This window comes from Xanthomonas sp. NCPPB 1826 (assembly GCF_056725285.1).
The window spans coordinates 2,163,827-2,178,228 of sequence record NZ_CM161521.1; the positions used below are offsets into that span (position 1 = coordinate 2,163,827).

The 14,402-nt window shown below is 63.9% G+C and carries 11 protein-coding genes and 1 tRNA gene; 9 read left to right on the plus strand and 3 right to left on the minus strand.

The genetic code is table 11. The annotated features are described in order from the left end of the window. Positions 1–82 precede the first annotated feature (82 nt). The 5 genes from AC1PLA_RS09455 to AC1PLA_RS09475 all read left to right on the plus strand — a co-directional run bounded on the left by AC1PLA_RS09455 (position 83) and on the right by AC1PLA_RS09475 (position 8,768). Positions 83–2,464 (plus strand): glycoside hydrolase family 95 protein, encoded by a 2,382-nt coding sequence (locus AC1PLA_RS09455; protein WP_481106060.1) that lies wholly within the window; start codon positions 83–85, stop codon positions 2,462–2,464. After that, a complete protein-coding gene (gene xylB / locus AC1PLA_RS09460; protein ID WP_039511815.1) occupies positions 2,461–3,954 on the plus strand; it encodes a xylulokinase in 1,494 nt (497 codons plus the stop codon). Before AC1PLA_RS09455 ends, xylB begins: the two co-directional genes overlap by 4 nt. A 47-nt stretch (positions 3,955–4,001) precedes the next feature. Next, a complete protein-coding gene (gene xylA, locus AC1PLA_RS09465) occupies positions 4,002–5,339 on the plus strand; it encodes a xylose isomerase (protein ID WP_104644572.1) in 1,338 nt (445 codons plus the stop codon). An 87-nt stretch (positions 5,340–5,426) separates the two neighbouring features. After that, a complete protein-coding gene (locus AC1PLA_RS09470; RefSeq protein ID WP_016904374.1) occupies positions 5,427–6,854 on the plus strand; it encodes a sugar porter family MFS transporter in 1,428 nt (475 codons plus the stop codon). A 375-nt stretch (positions 6,855–7,229) separates the two neighbouring features. After that, complete coding sequence (locus AC1PLA_RS09475; RefSeq protein ID WP_349780023.1) at positions 7,230–8,768, plus strand: MASE1 domain-containing protein; 1,539 nt, start codon at positions 7,230–7,232, stop codon at positions 8,766–8,768. Here AC1PLA_RS09475 and AC1PLA_RS09480 read toward each other — a convergent pair. Together AC1PLA_RS09480 and AC1PLA_RS09485 are read right to left on the minus strand one after the other, a co-directional pair. Then, a complete protein-coding gene (locus tag AC1PLA_RS09480; protein ID WP_349780024.1) occupies positions 8,722–9,213 on the minus strand; it encodes a hypothetical protein in 492 nt (163 codons plus the stop codon). The two genes, AC1PLA_RS09475 and AC1PLA_RS09480, sit on opposite strands and share 47 nt — an antisense overlap. 190 nt (positions 9,214–9,403) lie before the next feature. Beyond that, positions 9,404–9,628, minus strand: coding sequence for a hypothetical protein (locus AC1PLA_RS09485; protein WP_349780025.1), 225 nt, complete (start codon positions 9,626–9,628; stop codon positions 9,404–9,406). 219 nt (positions 9,629–9,847) lie between these two features. Here AC1PLA_RS09485 and AC1PLA_RS09490 point away from each other — a divergent pair, with 219 nt between their 5' ends. Beyond that, entirely contained in the window at positions 9,848–11,008 is a 1,161-nt protein-coding gene (locus AC1PLA_RS09490; RefSeq protein WP_349780026.1) for an N-acetylmuramoyl-L-alanine amidase, read from the plus strand. Between the two features lie 36 nt (positions 11,009–11,044). Beyond that, positions 11,045–11,968, plus strand: a complete 924-nt coding sequence (gene folE2, locus AC1PLA_RS09495; RefSeq protein ID WP_349780027.1) for a GTP cyclohydrolase FolE2 — start codon at positions 11,045–11,047, stop codon at positions 11,966–11,968. Between the two features lie 437 nt (positions 11,969–12,405). On the opposite strand, the gene AC1PLA_RS09500 is transcribed toward folE2, so the two are convergent. Continuing rightward, positions 12,406–12,480: transfer RNA gene (locus AC1PLA_RS09500), tRNA-Glu, on the minus strand. Between the two features lie 47 nt (positions 12,481–12,527). Between AC1PLA_RS09500 and pcnB the strand changes: the two genes are divergently transcribed. Both pcnB and folK read left to right on the plus strand, forming a co-directional pair. Beyond that, positions 12,528–13,895, plus strand: a complete 1,368-nt coding sequence (pcnB, locus tag AC1PLA_RS09505; protein WP_024939771.1) for a polynucleotide adenylyltransferase PcnB — start codon at positions 12,528–12,530, stop codon at positions 13,893–13,895. A gap of 3 nt (positions 13,896–13,898) precedes the next feature. After that, complete coding sequence (gene folK / locus AC1PLA_RS09510; protein WP_047128593.1) at positions 13,899–14,384, plus strand: 2-amino-4-hydroxy-6-hydroxymethyldihydropteridine diphosphokinase; 486 nt, start codon at positions 13,899–13,901, stop codon at positions 14,382–14,384. Positions 14,385–14,402: the final 18 nt, after the last annotated feature.

The window sequence follows — 14,402 nt, forward strand, 5'->3', positions numbered from 1 at the left end:
GTTGTCAGTCAGTGAGTGCGCAGATGCCGGATCGCCGCAAGGCTCGGGCGTGCAGGTCCGGTCATGCAGCACGGTGGTGCACGTGCTGACCCGCAGGGAAGTCTGCAAGACAACCGGTGCCGCACTCGCGGCGCTGGGCGCTGCGCCGGCTGCGTCCGCCATTGCTGCGCCGACCAAGGCTGCCGGCGAGCAATCGTTGCCTGCCGTTGCTGCGGGCGATGCCTTGCAGCTGTGGTACCGCGAACCGGCCAACGAGTGGGTGCAGGCGCTGCCGGTCGGCAACGGCCGGCTGGGCGCGATGGTGTGGGGCGGTATTGCCCACGAGCGCCTGCAACTCAACGAGGACACGCTGTACGCAGGTGGCCCGTACGATGCCACCAGCCCGGAAGCACTGGCGGCCTTGCCACAGGTGCGCGCGCTCGTGTTTGCCGGGCGCTATGCCGAAGCCGAAACCCTGGCCGACGCAAAGATGCTCTCGCGTCCGCTCAAGCAGATGCCGTATCAACCGCTGGGCGATCTGTTGCTGGATTTCGATCGTGCCGACGGCATCAGCGAGTACCGCCGCCAGCTCGATCTGGATACCGGCGTGGCCACTACCACGTTCCGCTCCGGCGGTGCTGTGCACAAGCGCGAAGTGTTCGTGTCGGCGCAGTCGCAATGCATCGTGGTGCGCCTGTCCTGCGATCGGCCACACGCGATTTCCCTGCGCGTGGGCATCGACAGCCCGCAGACCGGCGAGGTCACGGTGGAGCAGGGCGGGCTGCTGTTCAGTGGCCGCAACGGCAGCTTTGCCGGCATCGACGGCAAGCTGCGTTTTGCCTTGCGCGTGTTGCCGCAGGTCAAGGGCGGCACGCTCAGCGGGCTGCGCGACCGCCTGCGCATCGACGCCGCCGATGAAGTGGTGCTGCTGCTCACCGCCGCCACCAGCTACCAACGCTTTGATGCAGTCGATGGCGATCCGCTGGCATTGACCGCAGCAAGCATGCAGAAGGCGGGCAAGCTGGACTATGCCGCATTGCTGCGTGCGCATCTGGCCGATCACCAGCGGCTGTTCCGGCGCGTGGCGATCGATCTCGGCACCAGCGAGGCGGCGGCACTGCCTACCGACGAGCGCGTGCAGCGTTTTGCGCAGGGCAACGACCCGGCGCTGGCCGCGCTGTATCACCAGTTCGGCCGTTACCTGCTGATCTGCAGCTCGCGGCCCGGCACCCAGCCGGCCAATCTGCAGGGCATCTGGAACGACCTGATGCAGCCGCCGTGGGAAAGCAAGTACACCATCAACATCAACACCGAGATGAACTACTGGCCCAGCGAGGCCAACGCGCTGCATGAGTGCGTCGAACCGCTGGAATCCATGTTGTTCGATCTGGCCAAAACTGGCGCGCACACCGCACGTGCGATGTACGACGCACCCGGCTGGGTGGTGCACAACAACACCGATTTGTGGCGCCAGGCCGGGCCGATCGATGGCGCCAAGTGGAGCCTGTGGCCAATGGGCGGCGTCTGGCTGCTGCAGCAGTTGTGGGACCGCTGGGATTACGGCCGCGACCGCGCCTATCTGGGCAAGATCTATCCCTTGTTCAAGGGCGCAGCGGAGTTCTTCGTCGCCACGCTGGTAAAGGATCCGCAGACCGGCGCGATGGTGACCAACCCGTCGATCTCGCCGGAAAACCAGCATCCGTTCAACGCCGCGCTGTGTGCCGGCCCCACCATGGATGCGCAGCTGCTGCGCGATCTGTTCGCCCAATGCATCGCGATGAGCAAGCTGCTCAAGGTCGACGACGCCTTCGCGCAACAGCTGAGCACGCTGCGCGAGCAATTGCCGCCCAACCGCATCGGCAAGGCGGGGCAATTGCAGGAGTGGCAACAGGACTGGGACATGCAGGCGCCGGAGATCCATCACCGCCATGTCTCGCATCTGTATGCCTTGCATCCTTCGAGCCAGATCAATCTGCGCGATACGCCCGAGCTTGCCGCCGCGGCCAAGCGCACGCTGGAAACGCGCGGCGACAACACCACCGGCTGGGGCATCGGCTGGCGGCTGAATCTATGGGCACGGCTGGCCGATGGCGAGCATGCCTACCGCATCCTGCAACTGCTGATCTCGCCCGAGCGCACCTACCCAAATCTGTTCGACGCACATCCGCCGTTCCAGATCGACGGCAACTTCGGCGGCACCGCCGGCATCACCGAAATGCTGCTGCAAAGCTGGGGCGGCAGCGTGTTCCTGCTGCCTGCCTTGCCCAAGGCATGGCCGCGCGGCAGTGTGCGTGGATTGCGCGTGCGCGGCGGTGCCAGCGTGGACCTGCACTGGGAGGGCGGTCGCCTGCAGCAGGCACGCGTGCACAGCGAGCGGGGCGGGCGCTATCAACTGTCTTACGCAGGGCAGACCCTGGACCTGGAACTGGGTGCTGGCCGCACCCAGCAGGTGGGCCTCAACAACAACCGATTGGTGACGCAATGAGCTTGTACGTAGGACTGGATGTGGGCACGCAGAGCGTCAAGCTGGTGGCCTACGATCCGCAGGAGCGCGCCGTGGTCGCCACGATCGCCGCGCCCATGGAACTGATCAGCCGCGACGACGGCACCCGCGAGCAACAGGCGCAGTGGTGGATCGACGGCATCGTGCATTGCTTCGCGCAGCTCGATGGCGAGCAGCGTGCGCAGGTGCGTGGCATCTCGGTCTCCGGCCAGCAGCACGGCTTTGTGCCGGTGGCCGCCGATGGCAGCGTCACCGCACCGGTGAAGCTGTGGTGCGATACCAGCACCGCACTGGAATGCGAGGAAATCATGGATGCGGTGGGCGGCGCCGCAGGCAGCGTGGCCACCGCCGGCAACCCGATCATGGCCGGCTACACCGCCTCCAAGCTGCCGTGGACGCGCAAGCATCGCCCCGAGGCGTATGCGGCGATGACCACGGTGATGCTGCCGCACGACTACGTGAACTTCTGGCTCACCGGCGAGCGCTTTGCCGAAGTCGGCGATGCCTCCGGCACCGGCTGGCTGGACGTGCGCACGCGGCAGTGGTCCGAGCGCATGCTCGGCGCGGTGGACGCACAACGCGACCTGCGCGAGGCACTGCCGCCGCTGGTGGAGACCGGCGCGGTCTATGCCTTGTCTGACGCAGCCGCCGATGCCTTGAATCTGCCGGCCGGTGTGCGTGTCACCACCGGCGGCGGCGACAACATGATGGCCGCCATCGGCACCGGCAACGTGGTGCCGGGGCGCCTGACCATGAGCCTGGGTACCTCGGGCACCTTGTTCGCCTACGCCGATCACCCGGTGGTGGACGACGAGGCACGCTGGGCCGCGTTCTGCTCGTCCAGCGGTGGCTGGCTGCCGCTGATCTGCACCATGAACTGCACCGTCGCCACCGAGGCGGTGATGCGCATGTTCTCGATCACCCGCGAGCAGACCGACGCCTTGATCGCCAGCACCACGCCCGGCGCCGATGGCCTGGTACTGCTGCCGTTCTTCAACGGCGAGCGCACCCCGGACTTGCCGGCCGCCCGCGGCTGCCTGTTCGGCATGGACCTGCACAACACCACCCCGGCGCATTTCTACCGCGCCGCGATGGAAGGGGCGACCTATAGCCTGCGCAACGGCTTCGATGCGTTCGTTGCGGCGGGTCTGCAGTTCGACACCATCCTGCTCACCGGCGGCGGCAGCAAGAGCGCGCAATGGCGGCAGATGGTGGCCGATATCTTCAACCTGCAGGTCGTGGTGCCGACCCAGCCCGAAGGCGCTGCCTTCGGTGCCGCGCTGCAGGCCTTGTGGGCCTGCGATCGCGATGACGGCGGTACGGACGCGTTGTCGGATGTGGTGCTGGAGCATCTGCAGGTCGACGACAGCCTGTCGGCGCGCCCGGATCCGCAGCGCGTGGCCCAGTATCAGCAGCACTACCAGCACTTCCTCAAGCACCTGCATGTGGTCAGCCCGCTCTACGCCGGCTGATCGACACGCTTTCTACAACTCCCCCAGCAGCAAGGACATTCCACCCCATGAGCAACACCGTCTACATCGGCGCCAAGGAATATTTCCCCGGTATCGGCAAGATCGGCTTCGAAGGCCGCGATTCGGACAACCCGCTGGCGTTCAAGGTCTACGACGCCAACAAGCAGATCGGTGACAAGACCATGGCCGAGCATCTGCGCTTTGCCGTGGCCTACTGGCACAGCTTCTGCGGCAACGGCGCCGATCCGTTCGGCCCGGGCACGCGTGCGTACCCGTGGGATATCGGCAACACCGCGTTGAACCGCGCCGAAGCCAAGGCCGATGCCGCGTTCGAATTTTTCACCAAGCTCGGCGTGCCGTACTACTGCTTCCACGACATCGACCTGTCGCCCGATGCCGACGACATCGGCGAGTACCAGAGCAACCTCAAGCACATGGTCGGCATCGCCAAGCAGCGCCAGGCCGACACCGGCATCAAGCTGTTGTGGGGCACCGCCAACCTGTTCTCGCACCCGCGTTACATGAATGGTGCATCGACCAACCCGGACTTCAACGTGGTGGCGCGTGCGGCGGTGCAGGTCAAGGCCGCGATCGATGCCACCGTGGAATTGGGCGGCGAGAACTACGTGTTCTGGGGCGGCCGCGAAGGCTATGCCTGCCTGCACAACACCCAGATGAAGCGCGAGCAGGACAATATGGCGCGCTTCTTGACCCTGGCACGCGACTACGGCCGTGCGATCGGCTTCACCGGCAACTTCCTGATCGAGCCCAAGCCGATGGAGCCGATGAAGCACCAGTACGACTTCGACAGCGCCACGGTGATCGGCTTCCTGCGCCAGCACGGCCTGGACCAGGACTTCAAGCTCAACATCGAAGCCAACCACGCCACGCTGTCGGGCCACAGCTTCGAGCACGACCTGCAGGTGGCATCCGATGCCGGCCTGCTCGGCAGCATCGACGCCAACCGCGGCAACCCACAGAACGGCTGGGATACCGACCAGTTCCCGACCGACCTGTACGACACCGTCGGCGCGATGCTGGTGGTGCTGCGCCAGGGCGGGCTGGCACCAGGCGGCTTGAACTTCGATGCCAAGGTGCGCCGCGAGTCGTCCGACCCGCAGGATCTGTTCCTGGCGCATATCGGCGGCATGGACGCGTTCGCACGCGGGCTGGAAGTGGCCAATGCGCTGCTGACCTCCTCGCCGCTGGAGCAATGGCGCGCCGAGCGTTACGCCAGCTTCGACAGCGGCGCGGGTGCGGACTTCGCCAACGGCAGCAGCACGCTGGTGGATCTGGCCAAGTACGCCGCCGGCAACGAACCCAAGCAGCTCAGTGGCCGTCAGGAAGCCTACGAGAACCTGATCAACCAGTATCTGACGCGTTGATGTCCCGTGGCCGGCGGCGCACTGCGCGTCGCCGGCCGATGTCGGCTGCCCCCGTGGCCGCTCCCTTGCATGCTTCCAGGTGAATCCATGTCCAGTGTCTCCGTAAACGGCGCCCCCGATGCCGGTGAGAACACCCGTTTTATCGTCCTGATCAGTTGCGTAGCCACGATCGGCGGTTTTTTGTTCGGTTTCGATAGCGGTGTGATCAACGGCACTGTCGACGGCCTGAAGCAGACCTTCAATTCCAGCGCCGCCGAGACCGGGTTCGAAGTCGCCTCGATGCTGCTGGGCTGCGCCATCGGCGCCTTCTTTGCCGGCCGTCTGGCCGACCGCTGGGGCCGCCGCGCGGTCCTGATCATTTCTGCGGCGCTGTTCCTGCTCTCGGCCATTGGCGCCGGTGCCTCGCACAGTTCCGGCTTCTTCATCTTCGCTCGCGTGATGGGCGGCTTTGCGGTGGGCGCCGCCAGCGTCATCTCGCCGGCCTACATCGCCGAGGTCGCCTCCGCGCGCTATCGCGGCCGGCTCGCCACGATGCAGCAGATCGCCATCATCAGCGGGCTGTTCTGTGCGTTCCTGAGCAATTATCTGCTGGCCAATGCTGCCGGTGCCTCAACCGAGCCGCTATGGGCCGGGCAGGCCGCCTGGCGCTGGATGTTCTGGATGCAGGCGGTTCCCTCGCTGCTGTTCCTGTTGCTGTTGCTGGTCATCCCGGAAAGTCCGCGCTACCTGGTGGTCAAGGGCCGCCGCGAGCAGGCGCTGGTGGTGCTGAAGCGGCTGTACGGCAACGCCGCCGCGCAGACCAAGCTGGCCGAAATCTCGGCCTCGATGTCGGCCGACCAGCACAAGCCCAAGTTCTCCGACCTCATCAACAAGGCCACCGGCAAGATCCGTCCGATCGTCTGGATCGGCGTGGGTCTGGCGGTGTTCCAGCAACTGGTCGGCATCAACGTGGTGTTCTATTACGGCGCCGTGCTGTGGCAGGCGGTGGGCTTCTCCGAGCAGGACGCACTGCTGATCAACGTGCTCTCCGGCGGCCTGAGCATCGGCGCCTGCCTGGTCACGGTGATGCTGGTCGACAAGATCGGCCGCAAGCCGTTGCTGTGGATCGGCTCGGCCGGCATGGCGGTCTCGCTGGCCCTGGTGACCTATGCCTTCGCCACCGCCTCGCTGGACCCCAACGGCAAGCTCGCCATGTCCGATGCCATGGGCATGCTCGCGTTGGTGGCCGCCAACGTCTACGTGGTGTTCTTCAATGCCTCGTGGGGCCCGGTGATGTGGGTGATGCTGGGCGAGATGTTCCCCAACCAGATCCGCGGCTCGGGCCTGGCCATTGCCGGCGCCGCGCAGTGGACCTCCAACTTCGCCATCACCGTCAGCTTCCCGATCCTGCTCGGCAGCATCGGCCTGGCCGGCGCATACGGCATCTACACCGTCGCCGCCTTCATCTCGGTGTTCTTCGTGCTCAAGTACGTCTACGAGACCAAGGGCAAGGAGCTGGAGCAGATGGAGGGCTGATCTCCCCGTTATGCTGATAGCGGCATGGAAGACGAACAAGGCCGCGCACTGCGCGGCCTTGTTCGTTGACGGTCTCGCCGGGATCTTGCCGATGTCTCGCATACCTGCGGGCGCCTCAATCGCGCTGGCTGTCATCGTTGGGCTGGATTGGGTGCGTGCGTCGTCTCGTGACTGCCGGCAGCTCTGACCTGTGCTGTGTCAGGCGGCCTGATTCCCGCGTGGCCCAACGCACCAGCAAAGTGCAATGCGCGTCTTCAACGGCGATAACCGCCTGCAAGGGCACCGGCTCTTTTTGCAAATTGTGCGCCACCGCTATACTCCACCAGGCAGTTTCCCTCCAGACTAGGGCGAATCGTGGAACCAAGGAGTGGTGGTATGGCAGTAGCTAAAGAGCTTGTCAGAGGCATGCTGATCAGCGTGTGCTACTGCTTGGTGTTTCTGATGCTTTGGCGCTTGTCGATCGAACAATGGTATCTGCCGGTTGGTTTGCGCGTAGTCGCCTTGCTCTTTCGGCCTTATCGCGAGTGGCCTTTTCTGTTGGCAGGTGACGCTGCGGCGATGTTGTTCTTGCGTATTCCGCTAGGCGAGTTACAGGGCTTCAATCCGTTATGGTCATATCTGAGTCCCTTCATTCATGCGCCTTTGATTGCTGGGGCGATTGGCCTGCTTCGATATCAAGTTCCTCATATTGTTAAAAGCCAGCAGTGGTTTATTCCTGCTGCTCTTGCTATAGCTCTCTGGAACGCTATATGCAGCCTGTTAATAAACGTGACCCTCGGTGGACCGCAGGCTGACCCTGCACTAGACCTGATAGTGCTCTATTGGTCAGGTAGCTATCTGGGCATGCTGGTCTTGCTTCTTCCTGCGATGTTATGGGCGAACTGGAATGACGGTCCTGTACGCCCGAGTCTCCAGCGAGATCTCGGAATCGCGGTGGCTGTTATCCTCGGTTTGTTCTTCTTATTAGGGGTCTCGCAGGAACCATTGACTCGAAGCATCTTGATGGTTGCGATGCTCGTGCCAATGGTCGTGTTGACTTTCAGGCAGGGGTGGAGAGGCAGTGCTCTAGGGTCACTATTGGCAAGCTTCGCAATTGAGTTCTCGCTTCCTCGGGTGTATCAGATCGGGTTTTTTGATCAACAAGTCTTTAGTATCCAGTTGCTCTATGCGGTCACGACGACAGCTCTTTTTGTTTTCAATGCTCGTCTGCGCAAGCCTGCCCGCGATAAGGTTTCGAACCAGCCAAGAGATGATGCCTTCATACTAGCCCGAGCAAGCTATTCCAGTGCTGAGCGCATGCTGCGCAATCGGGTGCTCGAATACTCTGACATCAATGTTCAGATCAACAAGATGCGCAAAGATGTGGTGGCTGATTTGAGGGGCAGAGGGCAGCATTCTGCAGCAATGGAGATGACGCGGGTTGGTGTCCTTGAGTCGCAATTGCTTCAGCAGTATGTCGCCGCGCTGTATCCGTTGGAAATCGAGACGCATGGGCTGTATCAGGCTCTGCGTTCGTCAGCACTCGAACGCTTCTGCCAATCTCAGTTTCAATGCGTGTTTCGCGGTGACTGCAGGAAGCTGTCATTGGAGCTCCAATTGAGTGCTTATCGCAGTACGCTCAATTGTGTGGAGATCTTGCCGCCGGCTAGTCGGCACTTCATCCAGGCTCGTGCTTGGACAGGGAGAGGGGCTAAGGGCGTGTTGGTGCGCGTGATTGCGGATTCGTCGTCAGCTGAGGCGGCCAAGAGCGACTCGGTCGATGTGGAAGCTGAACTGAAGGCGCGCTTGAAAGCGCATGGCGGCATGTTTCGCCGCCGCCATGCGTTGGTTCTTACCTTTCTGGTTGCCGAGCCAGTCTCCGTTGCAGTCAGGGGGAGACTATCCAGTGTTCCCCAGTTGCTTCCCGCCAGTTGAATACCGTGAAGTTCTTTGTTTTGTAGACAAGTCGTGCTTGATCACGCTGAGTTGAATCAAACGTTGGCGGATTGTTTGAACTCGTGCTTGCCGAAATCCTGTTTGCCGCCGGCAGCACGACGCGTTCTACATCCTTGCCCATTGGCAAGGTCCAGAGTGCGTTGTCCACTCGTGCTACCACTGCGTGGACCACTCCAGTTACATCGTTGATCTGGAGATATGTCACTCCATCGCGATGGAGTTCATAAATGGCAAGCGACGGATCCATCGTTAGGTTGGCTGCCTTGGGATTGCTGTCGCCAAGTCCTGTCATTGCATGTACGCCGACGCCACCATTGGCACAGCATTGAGCCATTGCCATGCCTGACGACAGCATTCCAGCAACGACGCAAAAAGCCATAAGCCAATCTTTTGCGTTCTTCATGATTTTGCCTTCCCCCTGCATGGGGCAACTCCGCCTGCGATTCAGGCGCTTATACGTTACGTGTTGAATGGCAGATTTTGTTGATTGTTTGTCGCAGAAAATCGCTGCGGCATACCGTTCGCCGATCAGCGAGGAACAGTCAACCGCATCCGCTGTTACCTTGGACCTATCCGGTCAGGCGTGATGTGCAGTGCTGGAGCGCGCGCGCTATTTAGCGGCTCGGCTCGAGTTCGCCACCGGCACGTTCAAACCATCCAATCACTCGCCGGTGATGAGATTCGCCCCAACGACGCGAGAACTGCTGGGTGTGGTGGTCGCCGAGGTCGCGCAGGCTGGCGAGTCGTTGGGCGATGAAAGGGACGGTCAGTGGCTGGGCGCAGTCGACTTCGATGCAGTGGCGCCAGGCGGTATAGCTGTCGGGGATGACGGGCGACATCGAGGCGCTCTTCGGTAAAAGTGAACGTGAGGGCAGTGGCGAGGCACGGCGGGCTTGATTTTGCGCAACGAGTGTTACTTTATAACACTTCATCCATCGTTCGTCCGGTCACGCCGTGTCGCGTTCCTTGCCGCAGAGTGTCGTTTGCCTGGTCACCATGCCGAACCGTCCGCGCTCCAAGTGGCGCGGTGGCCGCGTCGATCCAGCGGGGTTGGCCCGATGAGGCGGCGGCAGGTGTTGCACACCGTCGGCGCAGCCTTGCTGCTGTCGCCGCGCCTGGTCCAGGCGCAGCCGCTGCCGCTGCTGCGTAGTTGCAATCTGCAGCGTCAGGATGCGGGGCTGCGACTTCGGCTCGCATTGAGTACGCAGGTCGCCTACCGCAGCTTCAGCCTGTCCAATCCAGCGCGCTTGGTCATCGACCTGCCGGGCGTTTCGACACAGCCACCGCAGATCGATCCATTGCCTGACGGTCTCGCGGTCGTTGCCATCCGCAGCGGCCCGCACGGCGATGGGCTGCGCGTGGTGCTCGATCTGGCGCAGCCGCTGACAGCCACGGCGCGCTGGGAGGATGGTGCACTGGTGGTCGATCTTGCTGCTGTGCCCGGCACTGCGTCGTTGTCCGCAGCCGATCCGACCGAGCCGGCCGTTGCGGCGGCTGTGCCCACGCGCTCCCGCCTGCATCCCTACGTGGTCGCCATCGACGCCGGTCACGGCGGCAAGGATCCCGGCGCGGTCAGTGCCGATGCGCGCTACGAGAAGTATGTGGCCATGGCGGTCGCGGGGCGGCTGCACCAGCGCCTGGCGGCCGATCCGCGTTACCTGCCGACCATGATCCGCAGCGACGATCGCTTCGTGGCGTTGCACGAGCGGGTGTTGATCGCCCATCGCCACAATGCCGATCTGTTCGTATCCATCCATGCCGATGCTGCGCCCAGCAGCCAGGCGCGCGGCGCGTCGGTATTTGCCTTGTCGCAGAACGGCGCCAGCTCTGCATTGGCGCGCTGGATCGCCGACAGCGAAAACGCCGCCGACGACATGGGCGACAGTGCGCGCCGCTTGCGGGTGCCCAGCAACCCGGTGCTGTCGCAGGTGCTGGCCGACCTGTCGCTGAGCGGCACCATCGCCAGCAGCGTGGCGTTCGGCAAGTTGATGCTCGGGCGGCTGCAGCAGGTGACGCGGCTGCATCAGGACCAGGTCGGGCAGGCCGGCTTTGCCGTGTTGAAGTCGCCGGACATTCCGTCGCTGCTGGTGGAAACCGGCTTCATGAGCAATCGCGACGACTGCCGGCGGCTGTGCGGCGATACGCATCAGGACGAACTGGCGCACACGCTGCATGCCGGTATCGACGATTACTTCCAGATGTTTCCCGGTCGCGCCTGAGGCGGGATTGCCCTCATCTCCTTCTACGAGCTTTCGATGTCCGCCACGCTTCCCGATGTTGCCGTTACCGAACCTTCCCCACTGAGCGCGCCGCTGCGCTGGGTCGGCATGCAGGACATCGCCGTGCCGCTGTGCCTGGCCGATGCCGGGCCCAGCGGCAGCGTGGCCGCGCGTGCCAGCGTGCAGGTGGATCTGCCGCGCCGGGAGCTCAAGGGCATCCACATGTCGCGCTTGTACCGCCTGCTGGATCGGCATCTGGAGCAGCCGGTGTCGCCAGCGATGGTGTCGCAGCTGCTGCAAGCGCTGATCGACAGTCATGCCGATTGCGGCAGCCGTGCGGCGCGGCTGGCGCTGAACTTCGAGTTGATGCTGCGGATGCCGGCGCTGCGCAGCGAAGGGCTGAGCGGTTGGCGCGCCTATCCGGTGCGCATCGACGCGCAATCCAGGGCAGGCCGCACCGAGATCCAGTTGCAGGTCGATGTGCTGTACGCCTCCACCTGTCCCTGTTCGGCGGCCTTGTCGCGCCAGTTGCTGAGCGATGCGTTTTTGCAGCAGCACCAAGGGCGCGATGCGTTACCGGTCGCAGAGGTTGCGCAATGGCTGCAACACAACGGTTCGCACGCCACGCCGCATAGTCAGCGCAGCGTGGCGCAGGTGCGCGTGGAACTGAGCGCATGCGTGCAGCGCTTTGACATCCGCGAACTGGTCGGCCTGTGCGAACAGGCACTGGCGACGCCGGTACAGGCGGCGGTACGGCGCATCGACGAGCAGGCGTTTGCCCGCTTGAATGGCGCCAACCTGATGTATGTCGAAGATGCCGCGCGGCGGTTGCGCAAGGTGCTGGCCGAGCGCCACGCCGTCTTCCATGTGGCAGTGCGCCACCTGGAAAGTCTGCATGCCCATGACGCCATTGCCGAAACCGACAGCGATGCCGGCGCGTTTCATCCATTGGCTGAGTGAGGAGTTGCCATGCAATGCAAACATCCACGTCGATCTGCCGTTGCTGCGCGCAAATGCGAGATTGATCGCACGCTGCGGCGATGCGGACGCGCTGTCGCGCAGGCCTATGTGTTGATCGGGCCGTACATGATTTTTGTAGTGGGGTGATCGGCAAGAGCCACGCCCATGTGCCGCCGCCAGGGTGAACGATGTGCAGCCGCAGGACTGAATTGCGCGATCGGCGGTAAGGCGCAATCCGCAGCGCTCGGCGCCGTAACCGGCCTCAGCCAATCGGCGCATCTCAGCAAATTGGCTCGATGGCGTTGCCATGGGAGCTGCGCTTGTCTGACCGGTGCGGGATCAATGCGCGTCCACCCGACCAGCGGCAACCACCCATGCCCAATAACGCAAAAACCCCGCAATGCGGGGTCTCGGCGTGTTCTGCAGTCAGACGACGGTGGTGCTCCCTAGGGGACTCGAACCCCTGTTTTAGCCTTGAGAGGGCCACGTCCTAACCATTAGACGAAGGGAGCGTTTGGTGCGTCTTGTGCAGCGCGCTAGTATAGTGCGCTAAAACCCGTTGGGCAATCCTGCAACACAAGACGGAAGCGCCATCATCGAACCCTCAGTTACATCTCCGTTCACGCTGCGCGTCATCCCACGCGATCAGCACACCATCTCGCGCAAGGACATCAGCCCCAACGCGCTGCGCGTGCTGTACCGCCTGCGCGAATCGGGCTTTGGTGCCTACCTGGTCGGCGGCGCCGTCCGCGACCTGCTGGTCGGCGGCCATCCCAAGGATTTCGACGTGGCTACCAGCGCCACGCCGGAAGAAGTCAAAGCGCTGTTCCGCAACTGTCGCCTGATCGGCCGCCGCTTTCGCCTGGCGCATGTGGTGTTCGGCCGCGAGATCATCGAAGTGGCCACGTTCCGCGCCAACATCGACGATGGCAGCGGCGACCGCGAACTGGATAACGGCCGGCTGGTGCGCGACAACGTCTACGGCACCATCGAAGACGATGCGATCCGTCGCGACTTCACCTGCAACGCGCTGTACTACGCGATCGAGGATTTCTCGGTACGCGACTACTGCGGCGGCTTCGAGGATGTGCAGGCGCGCCTGATGAAGCTGATCGGCGACCCTGAGCTGCGCTACCAGGAAGATCCGGTGCGCATGCTGCGCGCGGTGCGTCTGGCGGCCAAGCTGAACTTCGATATCGAAGCCGGCACCGCAGAACCCATCCCGCGCCTGGCCGGTCTGTTGTCCGAGGCCGCGCCGGCGCGCTTGTTCGAAGAGATTCTCAAGCTGTTCCTGTCTGGACACGGTGTGGCCAGTTTTGAGGGGCTGGAGCGTTACGGCCTGCTCGGTGCGCTGTTCCCGGAGAGTGCGGCCGCATTGCGCTCCAACCGCAGTGGCGCATTGCGCGCCATGGTGCTGGAAGGTCTGCGCAATACCGATGCGCGCGTGGCCAACGACGAGCCGGTGTCGCCGGCGTTCCTGTTCGCCCTGCTGCTCTGGCCGGCGTTCTGCCGCACCCTGATGGGCCTGCAGGCGCAGGGCGTGCAGCCGGAAGACGCGCAGCGTCGCGCCGCCGACCGGGTCACCCTGCATCAGCTCGAGCGCGTGGCGCTGCCGCGCCGTTTCTCGCTGCCGATGCAGGAAATCTGGCTGCTGCAGACGCGCTTCTCCTCGCGTCAGCGCAAGCGCGTGTTCCGCACCTTGTCGCATCCGCGTTTCCGCGCCGCGTTCGATTTCCTGGTGTTGCGCCAGTTCGCCTCGGCCGATCACGCCGCCGATGTGGAGTTCTGGCGCGAGGCGCAGAAGTCCTCCGGCCAGGAACTGGTCGATGCGATCGAAACCGCGCAGGCCGATCACGAAGGCGAGGAAGGTGCACCGCGCAAGCGGCGCCGTCGCCGCCGTCGCACCGGCGCACCGGCAGGCGAGTAGGGCGTGTACACCGCCTTCGTCGGCCTGGGCGCCAACCTGGGTCCGGCCGAGGCCAGCGTGCGCGCGGCCATCGCCGCACTGGGCGAGCTGCCGCAATCCACCCTGATTGCTGCCTCGCGCCTGTACCGCACGCCGGCCTGGGGCCGCGAAGACCAGCCCGATTTCATCAATGCGGTGGCGCAGCTGCGCACTGCGCTGGCGCCATTGCAACTGCTGGAGGCCTTGCTCGGCATCGAGCAGGCCTTCGGCCGGCAGCGTATCGACGGCGAGCGCTGGGGCCCGCGCACGCTGGACCTGGATCTGCTGCTGTACGCCGATCAGGTGATCGACCTGCCACGCCTGCAGGTCCCGCACCCGCATCTGCAGGCGCGCGCCTTTGCGCTGCTGCCGCTGTCCGAGCTTGCTCCGGAGGCGATCATTCCGGGCCATGGAACAGTGCGACACGCCCTGCAGGCCATCGATGTCTGCGGGCTGGAGCCGATTGGGTAGATAATGGCCGGCTTATCA

Excerpts from the sequence above, each read along its gene's own strand:
- xylB (WP_039511815.1), top strand. The coding sequence starts at position 2,461 with ATGAGCTTGTACGTAGGACTGGATGTGGGCACGCAGAGCGTCAAGCTG.
- xylA (WP_104644572.1), top strand. The coding sequence starts at position 4,002 with ATGAGCAACACCGTCTACATCGGCGCCAAGGAATATTTCCCCGGTATC.
- AC1PLA_RS09470 (WP_016904374.1), top strand. The coding sequence starts at position 5,427 with ATGTCCAGTGTCTCCGTAAACGGCGCCCCCGATGCCGGTGAGAACACC.
- AC1PLA_RS09475 (WP_349780023.1), top strand. The coding sequence starts at position 7,230 with ATGGCAGTAGCTAAAGAGCTTGTCAGAGGCATGCTGATCAGCGTGTGC.
- AC1PLA_RS09480 (WP_349780024.1), bottom strand. The coding sequence starts at position 9,213 with ATGCAGGGGGAAGGCAAAATCATGAAGAACGCAAAAGATTGGCTTATG.
- AC1PLA_RS09485 (WP_349780025.1), bottom strand. The coding sequence starts at position 9,628 with ATGTCGCCCGTCATCCCCGACAGCTATACCGCCTGGCGCCACTGCATC.
- AC1PLA_RS09490 (WP_349780026.1), top strand. The coding sequence starts at position 9,848 with ATGAGGCGGCGGCAGGTGTTGCACACCGTCGGCGCAGCCTTGCTGCTG.
- folE2 (WP_349780027.1), top strand. The coding sequence starts at position 11,045 with ATGTCCGCCACGCTTCCCGATGTTGCCGTTACCGAACCTTCCCCACTG.